At 70.8% G+C, this 18,968-nt stretch carries 13 protein-coding genes; 11 read left to right on the top strand and 2 right to left on the bottom strand.

The features are described 5' to 3' along the window. The first annotated feature begins 20 nt into the window (after positions 1–20). Together OG975_RS37505 and OG975_RS37510 are read left to right on the top strand one after the other, a co-directional pair. Positions 21–1,172 carry an XdhC family protein gene (locus OG975_RS37505; protein WP_406333904.1) on the top strand — a complete coding sequence of 384 codons (1,152 nt, stop codon included), beginning with the start codon at positions 21–23 and terminating at the stop codon, positions 1,170–1,172. A 188-nt stretch (positions 1,173–1,360) separates the two neighbouring features. Continuing rightward, entirely contained in the window at positions 1,361–2,527 is a 1,167-nt protein-coding gene (locus tag OG975_RS37510; protein ID WP_406333905.1) for a glycoside hydrolase family 6 protein, read from the top strand. A gap of 94 nt (positions 2,528–2,621) precedes the next feature. On the opposite strand, the gene OG975_RS37515 is transcribed toward OG975_RS37510, so the two are convergent. Continuing rightward, positions 2,622–3,089, bottom strand: a complete 468-nt coding sequence (locus OG975_RS37515; RefSeq protein WP_406333906.1) for an SRPBCC family protein — start codon at positions 3,087–3,089, stop codon at positions 2,622–2,624. A gap of 128 nt (positions 3,090–3,217) precedes the next feature. On the opposite strand from OG975_RS37515, the gene OG975_RS37520 reads away from it, so the two are divergent. The 3 genes from OG975_RS37520 to OG975_RS37530 all read left to right on the top strand — a co-directional run bounded on the left by OG975_RS37520 (position 3,218) and on the right by OG975_RS37530 (position 6,812). Then, positions 3,218–4,231 carry a DUF2278 family protein gene (locus OG975_RS37520; RefSeq protein WP_406336644.1) on the top strand — a complete coding sequence of 338 codons (1,014 nt, stop codon included), beginning with the start codon at positions 3,218–3,220 and terminating at the stop codon, positions 4,229–4,231. A gap of 122 nt (positions 4,232–4,353) precedes the next feature. Continuing rightward, positions 4,354–5,574, top strand: a complete 1,221-nt coding sequence (locus OG975_RS37525; RefSeq protein WP_406336646.1) for a cytochrome P450 — start codon at positions 4,354–4,356, stop codon at positions 5,572–5,574. Positions 5,575–5,597: 23 nt separating this feature from the next. Next, positions 5,598–6,812: a cytochrome P450 gene (locus OG975_RS37530; RefSeq protein WP_406333907.1), complete on the top strand. Its 1,215-nt coding sequence runs from the start codon at positions 5,598–5,600 to the stop codon at positions 6,810–6,812. A 31-nt stretch (positions 6,813–6,843) separates the two neighbouring features. Here the strand turns inward: OG975_RS37530 and OG975_RS37535 are convergent, their stop codons facing one another. Then, a complete protein-coding gene (locus OG975_RS37535) occupies positions 6,844–7,650 on the bottom strand; it encodes a polysaccharide deacetylase family protein (RefSeq protein WP_406333909.1) in 807 nt (268 codons plus the stop codon). 186 nt (positions 7,651–7,836) lie between these two features. On the opposite strand from OG975_RS37535, the gene OG975_RS37540 reads away from it, so the two are divergent. The 6 genes from OG975_RS37540 to OG975_RS37565 all read left to right on the top strand — a co-directional run bounded on the left by OG975_RS37540 (position 7,837) and on the right by OG975_RS37565 (position 18,957). Continuing rightward, the gene (locus OG975_RS37540) at positions 7,837–9,516 is read left to right on the top strand and encodes an NAD(P)/FAD-dependent oxidoreductase (RefSeq protein WP_406333911.1); all 1,680 of its coding nucleotides are present in this window, start codon (positions 7,837–7,839) and stop codon (positions 9,514–9,516) included. A gap of 132 nt (positions 9,517–9,648) precedes the next feature. After that, positions 9,649–11,397: an NAD(P)/FAD-dependent oxidoreductase gene (locus OG975_RS37545; protein WP_406333913.1), complete on the top strand. Its 1,749-nt coding sequence runs from the start codon at positions 9,649–9,651 to the stop codon at positions 11,395–11,397. 200 nt (positions 11,398–11,597) lie between these two features. Then, a complete protein-coding gene (locus OG975_RS37550; protein WP_406333914.1) occupies positions 11,598–12,821 on the top strand; it encodes an MFS transporter in 1,224 nt (407 codons plus the stop codon). 120 nt (positions 12,822–12,941) lie between these two features. Continuing rightward, the gene (locus tag OG975_RS37555) at positions 12,942–16,709 is read left to right on the top strand and encodes a non-ribosomal peptide synthetase (RefSeq protein ID WP_406333915.1); all 3,768 of its coding nucleotides are present in this window, start codon (positions 12,942–12,944) and stop codon (positions 16,707–16,709) included. Beyond that, complete coding sequence (locus OG975_RS37560) at positions 16,706–18,031, top strand: ATP-grasp domain-containing protein (protein ID WP_406333916.1); 1,326 nt, start codon at positions 16,706–16,708, stop codon at positions 18,029–18,031. The genes OG975_RS37555 and OG975_RS37560 overlap by 4 nt, the downstream gene beginning before the upstream one ends. Continuing rightward, entirely contained in the window at positions 18,028–18,957 is a 930-nt protein-coding gene (locus OG975_RS37565) for a peptidase (protein WP_406333917.1), read from the top strand. The genes OG975_RS37560 and OG975_RS37565 overlap by 4 nt, the downstream gene beginning before the upstream one ends. Positions 18,958–18,968: the final 11 nt, after the last annotated feature.

The following is an 18,968-nucleotide window of genomic DNA, read 5'->3' on the forward strand; positions in this document are numbered from 1 at the left end:
GCTGTTAAGGAGACCGAGAGATGCTGGACATCGCCGAAGAGCTGCACCGGTGGGTCGAGCAGGGACGCGACTTCGCCGTGGCCACCGTGGTGGCCGTCGGCGGCAGCGCGCCCCGCCAGCCGGGCGCCGCCCTCGCCGTCGACTCCGACGGCACGGCGATCGGCTCGGTCTCCGGCGGTTGCGTGGAGGGCGCGGTCTACGAACTCTGCCAACAGGCGCTGGAGGACGGCGAAACCGTCCTGGAGCGCTTCGGCTACAGCGACGACGACGCCTTCGCGGTCGGCCTGACCTGCGGTGGCATCATCGACATCCTCGTCACCCCGGTCCGTTCCGGCGACCTCGCCCGCCCGGTGCTCGCGACGGCGCTGGCCGCCGCAGCGGGCGGCGAGGCGGCGGCCGTCGCACGGATAGTCTCGGGCCCGGGGGAGCTGATGGGCCGCGCCCTCGTCGTACGCCCCGACGGCTCGTACGACGGCGGCTTCGGCGCCCACCCCGAACTGGACCGCACGGTGGCGAGCGAGGCAGCCGCCTTCCTCGACGCCGGCCGCACCGGCACCCTGGAGATCGGAGAGCAGGGCTCTCGTTGCGGAGCACCGCTCACGGTGCTGGTGGAGTCCTCGGTTCCACCCCCGCGCATGATTGTCTTCGGCGCGATCGACTTCGCCTCGGCACTGGTCCGCATCGGCAAGTTCCTGGGCTACCGCGTCACGGTCTGCGACGCCCGCCCGGTCTTCGCCACGGCGGCCCGATTCCCGGACGCGGACGAGATCGTCGTCGAATGGCCGCACAAGTACCTGGAACGCACGGAGACCGACTCCCGGACGGTGCTCTGCGTCCTGACCCACGACGCCAAGTTCGACGTACCTCTGCTCCAGCTCGCGCTGCGGCTTCCGGTGGCGTACGTGGGCGCGATGGGGTCGCGCCGGACACACCTCGACCGGAACGACCGGCTGCGCGAAGTCGGCGTCACCGAGCTGGAGCTGGCGCGACTGCGCTCGCCCATCGGCCTCGACCTCGGCGCCCGGACGCCCGAGGAGACGGCGCTGTCGATCGCCTCGGAGATCGTCGCCAACCGGCGCGGGGGGAGCGGGGTCTCGCTCACGGGCGCGCACACCCCGATCCACCACGAGGGGGCGTCGGCGTCCGTGGGGCGGATCGGGTCGGTGGCCTGACCGCCGTAGGCATGAGGGAAGGGCCCGCCGCAGACCGTGGCGGGCCCTTCCCCTGTCCGCCGTCCGCGGCATTCGCATCCGCTGTATCCGTGTCATCTGTATTGACGCGAGCATGACCCTCGACGAATCTCCTGTGGGAGCGCTCCCGCAAGTCCCTCGTGACCGTTGCGATCCAGGGGTGAACCCGGATGAGACGTACCTCAACATGGCTTGCCGCCCTGTCCGTCGGGCTGGCGGCCCTCTTCGTCGCACCATCGGCGCACGCCGCGGATTCGGTGGACCGCGGCCCCTCGCTGTATGTCCCCGACGCCAACCCGGCGGCGTACGACCAGGCCCTGGAACTCGCCCGGGCCGGCCAATTCCTCGACGCGGCGGGCGTCCTGGCCATGGTGAACACCCCGCAGGCCGTGTGGTTCGGGGATCAGAGCCCCGCCCAGGTGGAGCGGCTGATCCGCGATGTCGTGCGGGATGCGGACAAGGAGGACGCGATCCCCGTGCTCACGCTGTACAACATCCCCGGCCGCGACTGTTCCAACTACTCCGCGGGCGGTGCCGCCGACACGGCGGAGTACAAGGAGTGGATCGATGCCGTGGCGCGCGGGATCGGGGGGCGTGACGCCCTCGTCACCCTTGAGCCCGATGCCCTCGCGCTGCTGCCGTCCGACTGCGGGCAGGACGACGCGCAGGGGACGAAGACCGCCGCGCGGTACGTGGAGGTCAACTACGCGGTGGACAAGCTGGAGCCGTTGGCCGGGACCCGGGTCTATCTCGACACCGGGCACCCGGGCTGGCACACCGTCAACTCCATCGTGCCGCGGCTGATCAAGGGCGGCGTCGCACGTGCCTCCGGCTTCTACACCAACGCCTCGAACTACAACACCGACGACGCCAACTCCTGGTACGGCAAGCTGATTTCATCGTGTCTGGCGTATGTGGACGGGGGCGGTGACGTCGCCGAGTGTCCGCATCAGTGGTGGCCACGGGCCGACGCGCAGGCCTGGCTCGGCACGCATGTGAAGACGCCCCCGTCGCGGATGAAGCACTTCGTCACCGACTCCAGCCGTAACGGGCAGGGGCCCTGGACTCCGCCCGCCGGCAAGTACACCGACGCGCAGGACTGGTGCAATCCGCCGAACCGGGGCCTCGGTGCCCGCCCGACCCTGCGCACCGGTGACCCGTTGCAGGACGCCCGGCTGTGGATCAAGACGCCCGGTGAGTCGGACGGGCTGTGTCTGCGCGGTACGGCGGGGCCCGAGGACCCTGAGCGCGGGACGGTCGACCCGGACGCGGGGGACTGGTTCCCCCAGCAGGCCCTGGAACTGGTCCGGTTCGCCAATCCGCCGATCCTGCGCTGACGTTCGGAAGGGAGGCGGCCTCGCCTCGGCAGGGTGGCAGTCCCGCCTCTGTCAGGCGGCGGCTTCTCCCCGGCCGGGCGGCTGCCTCGCCCGGTCAGGTGTGCCCGGCGTCCCCGTCTCCATCGTCATGTCGCAGCAACCCCTCCACCGCCCGCCCGAACATCCACCGCGCCACCCACCGCAGCGGCCGGTCGGCGACCCCGGGCAGCCACCGCACCCTCAGGTCCTCCCGCCACACCACCCGTGAGCCCCCACCGTCCACCGGCCGCACCTCGATCTCGGCCCACCCCGTGACGAACGTGCCGTGCTTGACCAGCCGGCACCGCCCCGGGCCGCCGTCCCGCGGCGGCTGCCAGGTGACGACCTCCATCGGGTCGTCGAACGCCACGGGCCCCACCCCCGATCGCGCCACGAAGGAGGTGCCCACCCGTGTCGGCGGCGGTGTGAGCACCGTGACCCTGGTCAGGGGCACGACGTCCGCGTGCCGGGGCCAGTCGGTGAGGCGCCGCCAGCTCCGGTCGACGGGCAGAGGAGACTCGCGTTGCAGCAGGAAGAGGACCACCAGGTGATCGTAGGCAGGCGAACCCCAAGTGAATTCTCACGTAACCACCCGATATCGGGCGTCATCGCCCTACCATTTCCCTCATGGGGCGAGCAACGGCGCCCGCCCCCACGGGGAAGTTGGTCACCATGCCGCTGAAGGCGTACGGCGTACTGGTCACACGGGCGGTCGACACCCGCAGGGAGGGTTCCGCCGACAGCCCGCACTACCAGATCCATCTGACGGACGACCAAGGGACGCACTACCGGGCGTCGGTCAACGTGAAGTCGCAGGAGCGGCCGTCCGAGCTGCTCTATCTCGTCAACGACGACCTCCAGCACCCGGTCACCGCGCACCTGGAGGGCCTGGCCTCCGGCTGGAACACGCTGCCGCCCGGACCCGGCGGCCCGAACCTCGACTTCGTGCGGGGCAACCTCTTCGACCCGGCGAAGATGCGCACGCTGCCTCCGGACGTACAGGGTCCCGACAACGACCTGGCGGATCTGCTCGACCACTACGTACGGCGCGCGGTCGACGACCCGGCCGCCAGGCTGTACATCTTCGGTGAGCGCTTCGGCCCGGAGCCGAGCGTCCGGGACAAGGTCTTCGGGTTCCTGCCCGGCAACGGCGTGCACGACATCCATATGAACCAGGGCAACAGCGCCCGCTTCCAGGACGACGACGGGGTCTGGCAGGACGGCGGACTGCTGATCCACTTCCCGGCCCAGTCGCGCTGGGTCGGCGTCTTCCTCGCCTTCCAGAGCCAGTCCTGGCACACGGACGACGTCACCGGACACACCATCGTCCCGGACGGCGGCGGCTCCCGCCCCGAACCGGGCAGCCAGCCGGTGCGTATCATCGCGGCCCTGGTCAATCCGCGGGGCCCGGCGCCCGAATCCGAGAACGTCACGCTGATCAACGCCTCACCCGACCCGGTCGACCTCACGGGCTGGCGCATCGCCGACCGCCTGGGCCACACCTGCCCGGTGCCCGCCGGGCAGCTCGCCCCCGGTGCCAGCCTGTCGGCCTCCCTGGCGGACGGTGTCCAACTGGGCAACAGCGGCGGCCAGATCACCCTGCTCGGCGCCGACGGCCTGAAGGTGCACGGCGTCTCGTACACCGCCCAGCAGGCCGCCCGCGAGGGCTGGACCGTCGTGTTCTGACACCGCACCTCCGTCTCTTCTCGACCCTCGTTGACCTTTCTTGGCCAAAGGCGCCCTACCACCCCGCCCCACCCTGCGGCACCATGAGCGCGACCCCGCACCCATGGCCGGAGGGCGTCCCCGTGGACCATGAACTGCACGGCAGGCTCCACGAGTTGCAGCGCGATCCCTACCCGCACTACACGCGGGCACGTGGGACGGAGGGGCTCGTCCAGGTGCCCGAGCTGGACGCCTGGCTGGTGGCCCGGGACGCGGACGTACGGGAGGTGCTGCGGCGGCCGGAGGACTTCTCGTCGGCCAACGCGCTCACGCCCGACGTGCTGCCGTCGCCCGCCGCGCTGGCCGTGCTGGGCGGCGGATTCGGCGGCCGTCCGGTCGTCGTCACCTCCGACGGGGCCCGGCACCAGGAGCTGCGCGCCCCGATCGTCCGGGGCCTGTCGCCCGCGCGGGTCGCGGCGGCCCTCCCGTACGCCGCCGAGCGCGCCGCAGCCCTCGTCGACGCCTTCGCCAAGGACGGTCACGTCGAGCTGATGTCCGCGTACGCGCGGCGGTTACCGGGCGAGGTCATCGGGCGGATCGTCGGGTTCGACCCCGAAGACGTACCCGCCGTCGTCCACGGCGGCCACCGCGCCGAAGAGCTGCTGTTCCGCCCGCTCGACGAGGACGGGCAAGTGGCCGCTGCCCAGGACGTCGTGACGATGCAGCACATCCTCGACGCGCTCATACGCGAGCGTCGCGGCCGTCCGGGTGCGGATCTCGCCGACGAACTCATCGACTCCCTCGCCCCCGGTAACGGTGAGCTGACGCTCGATCAGCGGCACGAACTCGTCGCGCATCTGCAGAACTTGCTCATCGCGGGCCATCTGACCACCACCGCGCTCATCGGCAGCACGGTGCTGCACCTGCTGCGGCATCCGCGCCAGTGGGAGCTCCTGTGCGCGGAACCCGACCGCATTCCGGCGGCCGTCGAGGAGGCCGCGCGCTACGACACGGCACTCCAGGGCTTCCGTCGCGTCACCACCCGTACCGTGACCCTGGCGGGCACCGAACTCCCGGCGGGCTCCAGTGTGTTCGTCGCCTTCGGTGCGGCCAACCGGGACGGGGCGCGCCACCCACGGCCCGACGAGTTCGACATCACCCGCACCCCCGGCCGCCATCTCGCCTTCGGTTTCGGCGTGCACAGCTGCCCCGGATCACAGCTCGCGCGCGAGCAACTCCGCATCATGCTGGAGGTGTTGACACGCCGGCTGCCGGGACTGCGGCTTTCCGGGGACCACTCCCCGGTTATCATGCGTCCCACGATGATCCACCGATCGCCCGAGGCGCTGCACCTCGCCTGGTGACCGACCCCGCGACAGGAGACCACGTGCCGGACCAGCCCTATGTCATCGACCCCGCAGGAGCCGACCTCCACGGGGAGGCGGACCGGCTGCGCGAGCGCGGTGCCGTCGCCCTCGTCGAACTCCCGGGCGGGATACGGGCCTGGGCCCCCACCCAGTACGAGATCCTCAGACAACTCCTCGCCGACGACCGGGTCTCCAAGGACCCGAACCAGCACTGGCCCGCGTGGATCGACGGAGAGTACCGCGAGAGCTGGATCACCCTCTGGGTCGGTGTGACCAACATGTTCACCGCGTACGGCGCCAACCACCGCAGGCTGCGCAAGCTCGTCTCGCCCGCGTTCACGAAACGCCGTACGGACGCCCTGAAGCCCCGCGTCGAAGAGCTCGCCGCCACCCTCCTCGACCGCATGGCCGAGGCGCCCGGCGGACGGGCCGATCTGCGGTCCGCGTACGCGCACCCGCTTCCGATGCGGGTGATCTGCGAGCTGTTCGGCCTGCCCGAGGACAAGCGGGCCGACATCGCGCGGCTCATCGAGGCCAACATGGACACCACCATCACCCCCGAACAGGCCATGGCCACCTACCAGGAGGTCCATGAACTGCTCGCCGGACTCGTCGCGTTGAAGCGCGAGCGGCCCGGCGACGACATGACGACCGCCCTGATCGCAGCCCGCGACGAGGAGGGCTCCCGGCTCACCGAGGCCGAGCTGATCGACACGCTGCTCCTCGTCATCGGCGCGGGTCACGAGACGACCGTGAACCTGATCGGCAACGCGGTGCACGCCCTGCTGAGCCACCCCGACCAGCTCGCCCGCGTCCTCGGCGGCGAGATCCCCTGGAACGACGTCATCGAGGAGACCCTGCGCTGGGCCCCCTCGATCGCCAACCTTCCGCTGCGGTACGCCGTCGAGGACATCAAGCTCCCCGACGGTTCGCTGATCCCACGGGGCGACGCGATCCTGGCGACGTACGCGGCGGCCGGCCGCGACCCCCTGCGGCACGGTGAGAGCGCGGCCCGCTTCGACATCGCCCGTGCCGACAAGGAGCACCTCGCCTTCGGCCACGGCGTCCACTACTGCATCGGCGCCCCGCTGGCCCGCCTGGAGGCGTCAGTCGCGCTCCCGGCCCTCTTCGAGCGCTTCCCCGGGCTGAGCCTCGACACCTCCGAAGGGCCGGCCCGGCTCGCGGAGTCGTTCATCGGCCACGGCTACCGGACACTGCCGGTCCGGCTCGGCTGATTCCCCGTGGAAGACTTCGACTGACAGTCTGTCAGGGGCGGTACACCGTACCGGGCTTGGCCTTCGCCGGCGCCAGCAGCTGCGGCACGGTCACGAACACGTAGCCCCGCTTCTTCAGCGCGTCGATGATCCCGGGCACCGCGGGCACGGTGCCCGGGTAGAGGTCGTGCAGCAGGATGATGCCGTCGCGGGACGACTGCTCCAGGACGCGCTTCTGTATCAGCTTGGGGTCGCTCGTCTGGTAGTCCTTGGCAGTCACGCTCCACAGGACCTCGGCGAGCCCGAGCTCGCGGCTGATCTTGTGCACCGTGTCGTTCGTCCGCCCCTGCGGCGGTCGCATCAGCGTCGGCTTGTGCCCGGTGAGCTTCTCTATCGCGTCGTCGGGCTTCTTGAGCTCCTCGCGTATCTGCTCCGGCGTGATCCGCGTCAGTATCTTGTGGTCCCAGGTGTGGCTGGCCACCTCGTGCCCCTCGGCGGCCATGCGCTTGACCAGTTCGGGGTACTTCTCGATGTGCCGCTTGCCGAGCAGGAAGAAGGTCGCCGGGACCTGCTTCTCCTTGAGGATGTCGAGCAGCCGGGCCGAGTGCTCGCTCGGCCCGGCGTCGAAGGTCAGCGCGATGCACTTGGCCTTCCGGCAGTCCACGGTTCCGAACTTCGCCGGCGCACCGGCCGCGGCCTGTGCGCGAGCGGCGCTCGGCGCGGTGGTGTGGAGGGTCGTGCACCCCGTCAGGGGCAGGGCCAGCGCGACGACCGCGGAGATCGCCGCCGCACGCAACCTGAGCCCCGGTCTATTCGTCTTCCTGATCTGCGTAGGCGTGTTCTTGATCTGCGTAGGCATGCCGAGACTATACATGGCGTGTATACACCGCGTGCATAGTAGATGGTGCTGCGTAAAATGCCTGGTCAGGCGCCCAGTGGTGCGTCAACCTCCACACCGAACGGACGTGCCGTCGGCGGCCTTTACCGGCTAAGTCACCATGTGTAGAATTCAACGCGTCAAGAATTGTTGGGCCACCGAGCGGCGGTGAGGCACGTGGACGTGACCGGCAAGGACAGTTCGCGCACGGTGTACGACGTGGCCGTGATCGGTGGCGGGTTCGCGGGTTCACTGCTCGCGGCGGTGCTCGCGCGGAACGGGGTGCGGACGCTTCTCGTCGAGGAGGAGACGTCCCCGCGCTTCTCGGTGGGCGAGTCGATGGTTCCGTACACCGCGGCTCTCGCCCGTGTGGTCGCCCGGCGTTACCGCGTGCCCGAGGTCGAACACCTCACCAGTCTCAAGGCGGTTCAGGGCAAGGTGTCGGCCAACTGCGGGGTGATGCGGAACATGGGGTTCGTCCACCACCGCGAGCGGCTGCGCCAGCACCCGGGGGAGATCTACCAGGTCGTCAACCCCTCGGTCGTACCGCCCGTGCCCCACCTCTTCCGGCAGGACGTCGACGCCTATCTGCTGGGCGTCGCACGGCAGTACGGGGCCGAGGTGTGCACGGGCTCCCGGGTGGACGGTGTGGACATCGACCCGGACGTCGGAGTGACCCTGCGCACCGGGAGCGGCGACGAGTTCGCCGCGCGGTACGTGGTCGACGCGGGCGGTCATCGGGCCGCGCTGGCAGGGGAGTTGGGGCTGCGGGAGGAGCCGAGCCGGGCTCGGCACCACTCCCGCACGCTCTTCACCCACATGACGGGCGTGACCCCGTACGACGAGACGCCGGCCGGGCGGCAGCACGACCAGCCCAGCCCCTGGCACCAGGGCACCTTGCACCATGTCTTCGACGGCGGCTGGCTGTGGGTCATCCCCTTCGACAACCAGCCGCACTCCGCCAACAGCCGGTGCAGCGTCGGCCTCACCCTGGACCCGCGCAGGCACCCCGTCTCCGGACTGTCGCCGCAGGAGGAGTTCGACGCGTTCCTCCGCCGATTCCCCGATGTGGCAGGGCAGTTCACGCATGCCGTGCCGTCCCGGCCCTGGACCTCGACCGGGCGGCTGCAGTACTCCTCGAAGCGCGTCGTGGGCGACCGCTACTGTCTGACCGCCCACGCCGCCGGTTTCGTCGACCCGCTCTACTCGCGCGGTCTCGCCCACAGCCTTGAGGTCGTCAACGCGCTCGGCCGGCGCCTGATCGACGCGGCGCGCGACGGCGACTGGTCCACCGAGCGGTTCCAGTACGTCGAGGACCTCCAGCAGGCCCTCTTCGACGCGCACGACGATCTGGCGTACGCGTCCTTCGTGTCCTTCCGCGACTTCGAGCTGTTCAACGCCGTCGTACGGACCTGGACGGTGAGCACCGTGCTCGGCGCGCTCGCCGTGGAGAACGCGTGTGCCGCGTACGGCCGGAGCGGCGACGACTCCGTCTTCCGGGATCTGGAGGACACCCGGCACCCCGGATCGCCGTTCCCCGGGAGCGCGCACTACAACGGCCTCGGGCCGCTGACCCGGACCCTGTGCGAGGAGGTGGAGGCCGGCGCACGCACGTCCGGGGCGGCGGCCGAGCGCATCTTCGACGCCATCCGGCAGGCGGACTACCTTCCGCCGTCCCTCGGCCTGGGGGACCCGGCCGACCGGTTCTTCCACAACACTCCCGCGCGCATCGTGCAGGCCGCCAGGTGGGTTCGCGCCGACGCTCCCGACGAGGTCGGCGCCCTGCTGAAGGGGGCCATGGGCGGGCTGATCAGGGAGCGTCTGCGCGGCGCGCGCCGCCCTCGCTGACGCGGCCGGGTCCGTCCGGCGGACGAGGGCCCGGCCGCGCGGTCTCCCCGTGCCGGCCGCACGGTCGCACGGCACGTACGGCTGCCGTGTGCCGGCCACAGTCCTGTCCGACCGACGACAAGGAGAGAGCACGTGAAACCAACGGGCAACTCTGAGCCGCAGAAGAAGACCGAACGGGAGAAGAAGACCGACTGGGAGAAGAGGACCGAACGGGAGAGCGCGACCGAGCTGGAGAAGCAGACCTACGACGTCGCGATCCTCGGATCGGGCGTCGCCGGATCTCTGCTCGGGGCGATCCTGGCGCGGAACGGGGCCAAAGTCCTGCTGCTGGACGCCGGTTCGCATCCGCGGTTCGCGATCGGCGAGTCGACGATCCCGTTCACCCTGGTGTCGCTGCGTACCCTCGCGGAGCGCTACGACGTGCCGGAGATCGCCGCGCTCGCCTCGTTCACCGACACCACCCGGACGATCGGGCCGCGCTTCGGCGTCAAACGGCACTTCGGGTTCCTGCTCCACCACGAGGGTGCCCCGCAGAACCCCCGCGAGGTCAACGAGTTCAACACCCCGCCCCAACTGCTGCACGAGGCAGCCCACTTGTTCCGCCAGGACACCGACTCGTACCTCTTCCAGGTGGCGGTCAAGTACGGCTGCAAGGCCCGGCAGAACTTCTTCGTCACCGACATCGACTTCGACGGCTCGGGTGTCACCTTGGCCGGGAAGGACGGCGAGTACCGGGCCCGCTATCTGGTCGACGCCAGCGGATTCCGTTCCCCGGTCGCGGACAAGTTCGGGCTGCGGGAGGACCCCTGCCGGTTCAAGCACCACTCCCGCTCGATCTGGAACCACGTCGTCGACCTGACTCCGACCGACCGGCTCTTCGACCACCTCCCGGACAGCCAGCGACCGCCCGTGCCCTGGTACGAGGGCACCGTCCACCACATGTTCGACCGGGGCTGGGCCTGGGTGATCGGCTTCAACAACAACAAGTGGTCCAAGAACCCGCTGTGCAGCGTCGGCATGACGGTCGACCCGCGCCGCTTCCCCAAGCCGGAAGGGGTGAGCCCGGAGGAGGACTTCCACCGGCTCGCCGCGCCCTTCCCGGACATCGTCCGGCAGTTCGAGGGCATGAAGGCGGTACGGGAATGGACCTCGACCGGACGCCTCCAGTACTCCTCCAAGCAGACCGCGGGCGACCGCTGGTTCCTGCTCTCGCACGCGGCCGGCTTCCTCGACCCGCTCTTCTCGCGCGGCCTGTCCAACACGACCGAGGCCCTGAACGTGCTGGCCTGGCGGCTGCTGAGCGCGGTCAAGGACGACGACTTCTCCGGTGAACGGTTCGCGCCGGTGGACCGGCTCCAGCAGTCGCTGTTCGACTACAACGACTCGCTGGTCAACTCGGCCTTCATCTCCTGGTGCGACTACGACCTGTGGAGCGCGGTCTTCAGGATCTGGGCCTGGGGCGCCAACGCGGGCGTGTACCGGATGCAGACCGCGCTCACCAAGTTCCGCAAGGACGGCCGCGACAGCCACTTCGTGGACCTGGAGGACGTCCCGTACCCCGGCCTGTACTGGCCCGACCACGACGGCTTCGCCGAGCTCTACGAGACGATGGTCAAGCAGTGCGAGGCCGTCGAGGCCGGTGCCGTGAGCGCCCCGGACGCGGCGGACCTGCTGTACGAACGGCTGCTGGCGGCCGACTTCGTGCCCAAGCACTTCGGGTACGCCGAGCGTGAGGTGCGCTTCATCAACCCCAGCCCCAAGACCCTCCTGAAGATGCTCCGTTGGGCCGCCACGGAGGCGGACCCCGTGGTGCGCCGGCTGGTCCTGGGCAACGGGCGCGAGGCGATCAAGGCGAGGCTCAAGGGCACCAAACTGTTCTGACGGTACGTCAGGAATCTCTGCGCCGCGCGGGTTTGCCGTCGAAGTCAACGTGTGTAGAATTCAATGCGTACGGAATTCTGGTTCCGCTCGGAGATCCCGGGGACCGGGTTCCGGAACTCATCGTTGGCAATGGCGCTGAACGAGAGGTGCGGTGCGATGTCAGAGACCCTGACGTGGAGCGGAACGCGCGAGGCGGTGCGGTGGTGCTGAGCCGAGTCCTCCCGCCGCGCGGCCCCGCCCGCACCCTCACCGGAATCACCCTGGTGCACACCCTGGGCCAGGGCCTGTGGATGGCGCTCAACGCCGTCTACGCGACGGCCGTACTCGGGCTGTCGCCCGGTCAGTTCGGGCTCGGCGCCGGGGCGGCCGCCGCGGTGGCCCTGGCGCTGAGCACCCCCACCGGACACCTCGCCGACCGCGTCGGCCCCCGCGCCGTACAGATCTGGTCCTTCGTGGCGCTCGGGCCGCTGACCGCCGCGCTCCTCGTCGTCGACGGATTCGGCGCGTACGTGGCCGTCATGTCCGTGCAGGCGGTGGCCTACAGTGCCAGCCGCAGCGCCCGGATGGCCATGATCGCCGGACTCGTCCCGGCCGCCGAGCGTGTGAGAGTCCGCGCCCATCTGCGCGCCGCGAGCAACGTCAGCGTGTCGGTCGGCGCGGGAATCGCGGGCGCCCTGCTCGCCGTGGGGACCCCGGCGGCGTACCGGGCGGCCGTCGTCTTCAACGCGCTCACCTATCTGACCACCGGACTGCTCACCCTGCTGCTCCCGCCGGTACCCCCGCAGCCCGCCCGGCCGGGCCCCGCGCTCGTGGTGCTGCGCGACCGCCCCTTCCTCGCCTTCGTCGTCCTCGACGGACTGCTGTCCATGCACAACCTCCTCCTGGACGTCGTCCTCCCGCTCTGGGTCCTGCATCACACGCACGCCCCGCGCTGGATGATCGCCGTCATCCTGCTCACCAACACCGTGTCGGTGGTGCTGCTCCAGGTCAGGGCCGCCCGTGACACGGACGAACCCGCGAGCGCGGCACGCGCCTCCCGCGCCGGATCCTGGTGCCTGGGCGCCGCCTGCCTGGTCTTCGCCCTCAGCGAGGGCGCTCCGGCACCGCTCGCCTCGGCCCTGCTCGTCCTCGGCGCGCTCGCCCATGTCCTCGGCGAGGTCAGGCAGTCCGCCGGCAGCTGGGGCATCTCCTTCGGGCTCGCCCCGGAAGGCGTCCAGGGCCAGTACCAGGGCACGTACGCCATGGGCGCCGACATCGGCAAGATGCTCGCGCCCGCCCTCCTGACCTGGCTGGCGATCGAGCACGGCACGGCCGGGTGGGTGGTGATGGCCGCCGGGTTCGCCGCGCTCGGCTCCGCGATGCCGTCGGTGGTGGCGCTGGCCCGACGGCGCGACAAGGCGAGGGCGGTCCCGGCGACGGTGTGAGCGACCGCTTCTCCGGTACGCCCATGCCGCCGGCCCCGGGTGCGCGCCCTGTGCTCGGCCCGCCCTCCTGGACGCCTCGCGCGCCACACAAGTCCCGTACGGAACAAGGGAGTCAAGCCCGTGGATGACACGCTCGCCGTCGCGGTGCACGCGGCGCGGAAGCCCGAACCCCCGGCCGGTGGTGCCGTGCCCGCGCTCCGGATGCCCGTCGCCCGAAACGGCGACAGCACCGGTGACCGTCGTGCGGTGTTCTCCTGGTCCCTGGAGGCGGGCGCGTACCTCACCGAGCTGTCCCTGGCCGCGTTCGCCGTCCTCATCCACCGCTACAGCGGGCAGAACGACATCGCGCTGGGCCGGGTGGTCGACCCGGCAGGTGTGGCTGTCATCCGCTCCCGGGTCGGCGCCGACACCTGTCTCGCCGACCTGGTCGTCTCCCTCGAACAGCAGCCGCGGCCCCGCGGCACGGTGGACCTCGGCAGCGGACTGCGCGTCGGCTTCCTCAGCGGTTCGGGATCCGGCCGACTCCCTGTCATATCAAGGGACTTCGACCTGCTCCTCGAAGTCGCCCCCGCCGCCCGCTTCACCCTCCACTACGACCCCGACCGCTTCCCCCATGAGGTCGTCTCCCGTATGGCCGCCAACCACCAGGCCCTGCTCCTGGACGGCGCCCGCCGCCCACACACGCCGGTCCACGAGCTGAACCTTTCCGAGCGGGAGACCCGTTTCCTCCTGGACGAGACCACCGCCACGGCCCGGCCCTTCCCGCGCGACACCTCGCTGCATTCACACATCGAGGCCCAGGCCGCCCGGACCCCCGACGCGCCCGCCGTGGAGTGGCGGGGCGCCGTCCTCACGTACCGCGAACTCGACGCGACCGCCAACCGGATCGCCCGGGCCCTGCTCGCCCACGGCGTCGAGCCCGGCGCACGGGTCGGCGTCTCGACGGCCCGCACCCACCACACCGTCTGTCTGCTGCTGGCCCTGCACAAGGCGGGCTGCGCGTATGTCCCGTTGGACCCGGCCTACCCTGCCGACCGGCTCACCGGCATCGCGGCCACGGCCGGCATGACCGCCGTGGTCCTCGACGACCCGGCGGGGGCGGGGGAGTGGCTCCACTCCGTCGGCGCCACCCCGCTGTCCTGGACCGAGTTGCGGGAGAAGGCGCGGGGCGAGCGGCCCGACCCCGTGGACGTCGTCGTGAGTCCCGAGAACGCGACCCACCTGATCTACACCTCCGGGTCGACCGGGCTGCCCAAGGGCGTCGTGATCAGCCATCGCAACGTGGTGGCACTGCTGGCCTGGGCGTGGGACACGTACGACCAACAGGACGTCTCCCGTGTGCTGTTCGCGACCTCCCTCAACTTCGACCTGTCGGTGTTCGAGCTCTGGTGCCCGCTGACCATGGGCGGCTGCGTCGTGGTCGTCGACAACGTGCTCGCGCTGACGGAGGACCCGGGACTGCGGCCCTCCCTCGTCAACACGGTGCCGAGCGCCCTCAACGTGCTGCTCCAGCGCTCCGCCGTGCCGCCGTGCACCGTCGTCCTGAACGTCGCGGGCGAACCGCTCGCCAGGGAACTGGTCAACGCGGCCTTCGACAGCACCTCCGCACGGCGGGTCTTCAACCTGTACGGGCCTTCGGAGGACACCACGTACTCGACGTGGAAGTGCTTCACCGGGCCGCTCACCGACCAGCCAACCATCGGCGTGCCGCTCCCCAACACCGTGGCGTACCTGCTCGATCCCGCCGGCCGCCCGGTGCCGCGCGGCGCGATCGGTGAACTGCACCTGGGCGGCGCCGGGTTGTCCACCGGATACATCAACGACCCGGAGCGGACTGCCGCGGCCTTCGTGCCCGCCCCGGCCTGTCTCGCCCGCCCCGGCGTCAACACCCTGTACCGCACGGGCGACTTGGCGCTGTGGACCGAGGACGGCGAGCTGCGCTTCATGGGCCGCAAGGACACCCAGGTCAAGGTGCGCGGGTTCCGGATCGAGCTGGGCGAGATCGAGGCCGTGCTACGGGAGACGGTCGGCCTGCGCGATGTCGCCGCCCTCGCGGTGCGCCGCGGGGACGACACCCTCCTCGTCTGCCATGTCGGTCTGGAGGGCGACCCCGTCACCGTCGACACGATGAGCGCCCACCTGCGCCGGAAGCTGCCGCACTACATGCAGCCCGCGAAGATCGTGGTCGAGGACCGGCTGCCCCGGCTGCCCAACGGCAAGGTCGACCGCAAGGCGCTGGCCGCACGGACGGTCGACTGGGGAACCGCCGACGGTACGGGATACGCGGGCGACGACCCGGACGAGACCGTCGTGGCCCGCGTCTGGACCGACCTCCTCGGCCTCTCTCGACTCGCCCCGGACCTCGACTTCTTCTCCGTCGGCGGCCACTCGCTGCTCGCCACCCTGCTCGCCGCCCGCCTGGGCGACGAGAGCGGGGCGACCATCCGCGTGGCCGACATCCACGAGAACCGCACCCTCGCCGCCCAGGCCGCGCTGCTGCGCCGCGCCCGCGAGCGGACGCCCGCCGGCCAGCCCGCGACTGACACCGTCACGCGCTTGAAGGCCGTCGCCCGGACCCTGCACGAATCCGCGCACGGGCACGGTGTCCCCGCCGCCGCGGTCGCCGTATACGCCGATGGCGCACTGGAGTTCACCTACCACGGCATGGACGACACGGAGGCAGGCCCCGCCCGCACCGCCGCCTCCCGGCAGCGCGTCACCTGTGTCACCAAAGCCCTCCTCGCCTTCGTCGCGCTCCGCCTCGTCGACCGGGGACTGATCGGCCTCGACGACCCCCTCGACGGTCATCTTCCGCACGCGTTCGTACGACGTGACGGCCGTACGGTGTCCGTGACGCTTCGTCAACTCCTCTCCCACACCAGCGGAATCGACGACTCCTACGAGGTCTGGCACGACACCGACCACCCGGACCTCGACCACTACCTCGCGACCTTCCGCGCGTACGGGCAGCTCTTCGAACCCGGCGAGGTCTTCGCCTACTCGGCGTGCGCCACCTCGATCGTCGCCGCTCTGATCGAGAAGCTCCTCGGCCTGCCCTGGCGGCGGGCGCTCAACGAGCTGCTGCTGACCCCGCTCGGCATCCAGGAGATCCCGCAGAGCGGAACGGCGGAGGCCCACTACGGCGCCGTATCCACCGGATATCTGTGGAGCGAGACGAACGGGCGGTACGAACGGCACGCACCCGGGCCGCAGACCATCGCCGACGACGCCGCCGGATCGTTCTCGATCTGTCTCACCCTCCCCGAACTCGCCCGTATCGCCCTGCTCGCCCTGAACGACGGTGTCACCGAGAGCGGCGAGCGGCTGCTGTCCGCCGGGCTGGCCGAGCAGATGCGTACCCCGCAGATCGACGTCCCCGGCCATCACTTCATGCACGCCTGGGGACTGGGCTGGCTGATGTTCGGACCCACCGCCTTCGGCTTCAACTCCAACGGCAGCGGCCACCACAACTTCATCCAGATCTTCCCCGAAGAGCGCTCCTTCCTCCTGCTCCTCGCCAACGCCTACCCCGCCTTCGGCCTGTACGAGGACCTGCTCCGCGCCTTCACCGGCGAGGGCCTCATCCGCACCGGGCGCGGCTTCGACATGGAGCTCGACGACTGCGTGGGCGTCTACGCCTCCGACGGCTACCGGCTGGAGGTGCTGCCGGGACCCGAGCGGCTCCGGTACGCCTACTCCGAGCGACGCCGCGACGGCGGCTGGCAGCTCCTCGACGAGGGCGACCTCGTCTCCTCCGGAGCCGGTGGGTTCACCTCCATGTCGCAGAAGAACGTCCTCGCCGGATCCATCTCCTTCATCCCCACGCCCGGGACCGGCACCCCGGGCTTCGTCCGCATAGGCCAGAGATTCACAAGGAAGGTCCGATGACAGACGCAGCCAGTGGGACCCCGGCCAGTGGGCGCCCCGTCAGTGGGCATCCGGCCGCCGGGCGCCGACACGTGGTGTTCGTGACCTGGAAGACCGGCAACGCCCCGGCGTTCCGGGCGGCCAAGCGGCTCGGCCACGAGGTGACGCTGATCCGGTCGCTGCGCATGGAGCGGTCCCAGCACATCGACTTCACGACCTCGCCCTACCAGGAGTACGTCGACACGGTGCACGTTCTGGACGACGCCACCGACGTCGAAACGCTGCGCACCTGCGTCGCCACTCTCCACGAGGAGCGGCCGATCGACGGTTTCGTCGCCACCGTCGACGCCCTGGTCGTCCCCGTCGCCCGGATCGCCGAGGAACTCGGCATCCCGTTCACCAGCGCCCACGGCGCCGCGACCGCCAAGCTCAAGCACCGCTGCCGCGAGGCCCTCGCGGCGGCCGGGGTCGACTCCACCCGGCACGCCGTCGTCGGCGGCTACGTCGAGGCCGCCGCGTTCGCCGCCGAGGTGGGCTACCCCGTCGTACTCAAGCCGGCCAGAGGCTCGGCGAGCGAGGGCGCGCACATCGTCCACGACCGCGCCCGGCTGTGGGACCTGTGGCGGCACGTGCGGCCCGGCCGGGCCCCCTACCAGGACGGTGTCCTCGTCGAGGAGTACCTCACCGGCCGGTTCCTGTCGGCCGAGATCGGGCTCTCCCACAGCCGGTTCCTCCGTCTCGCCGTCAGCGAGCGCAAGACCTGGGACCGGCATGAGGCGCTGGAGGTGGGGACCACGATCCCGGCGGCCATCGACGCCGGGCTGTCCGACCGGGTCATGGAGTTCGCCGAAGCGGCCGTCCGTGCCGTGGACCTGCGGCTCGGCATCTTCCACGTCGAGATCATGCTGGGGGAGGACGGCCGCCCCCGGCTCATCGAACTCAACCCGCGCCTGATGGGTTCCTGCCTGCCCAATCTCTTCCAACTCGCCGGCGGAGGAGACCCGTTCGAGCTGCTCGTCCGTATTCACCTGGACGAGGAGGTGGACGTCGGCGAGATCGCGTTCAGCCGCTACGCGACCGTCCGCTGGTTCGGCGCCGCGGACCGCGTCCCCAAGCCGGCGGGGCCGCCGCCGAGCCTGGACTGGGCGCACGAGTACGGCGAGGTCCTGCACGCGCTGACCCTGAACCTCCCGGACGGCGACGTCCTCACGCCCTGCCGCGGCAATCTCGGCAACTTCGGCGAGGTCCAGGTCGTGCACCCCGACCACGCGACCTCGATCGGCGTCGCGGAGGAGATCGTCGCGCGGGCGGCGAAGCAGCTGGGGATCGAGGTGACGAGATGAGTACGGTGACCTCCTTCTTCAACGAGACCCGGGCCCAGCTCGGCCGGCTCGGACTGCCCACGGGGGACGGGGAGTCCGTCGCGGACTCCGAGCTGACCTTCGACGACGGCTGCCACTTCCGGATCGAGGTCCCCACCGTCAACTCCGCCCAGGCAGCGGAGACGCTGCTGTCGGAGAGCCGCCGCCGAGGCTTCACCATCAACCGCGTCACCGAGACCCGGGGCATGTACCGCCACACGGCCCGCGAACTGCGCGCGTACGCCGAACTGGGGGAGGAGTACGGCGCCCAGATCCTGATGTCGGTCGGGCCGCGGGCGGCGTACGACATCGGGGCGGGCGTGCAGACCCCCGAGGGCGCCCGCATTGGCTACCGGCTGCGCGGGCAGGAGCAGGTCGTCCGGGCGATCGAGGACGTCAAGCGGGGTGTCGAGGCCGGGGTGCGCGGCTTCGTCGTCTACGACGAGGGCCTGCTGTGGGTGCTGCACCGGATGCGGACCGCCGGCGAACTGCCCGCCGACATCCATCTGAAGATCTCCGCCCACTGCGGTCACGGCAACGCCGCCTCCGCCCAGATGCTGGAGATGCTCGGCGCCAACAGCTTCAACCCGGTGCGCGATCTGCCGCTGCCGATGATCGCGGCCATCCGCGAGGCGGTGGCGATCCCGCTGGACTGCCATGTCGACAACCCGAAACTGTCCGGCGGATTCGTCCGCACCTACGAGGCACCCGAGTTCGTCCGCGTCGCCGCCCCCGTCTACCTCAAGACCGGCAACAGCGCCCTGGAGGGCCACGGCGTGAGCCCCACACCCTGCCAGCTCGACGACATCCTGCGCCAGGTCGAGATCGTCACCGAATTCGTGGACCGTCATCTGCCGACGGCCCGCCAGACACCGGCCGGGCGCCACCACGTGCCCGTCGCCGGGTGACCGGGGGAACC

This window comes from Streptomyces sp. NBC_00203 (assembly GCF_045206325.1).
GTDB lineage: Bacteria > Actinomycetota > Actinomycetes > Streptomycetales > Streptomycetaceae > Streptomyces > Streptomyces lutosisoli.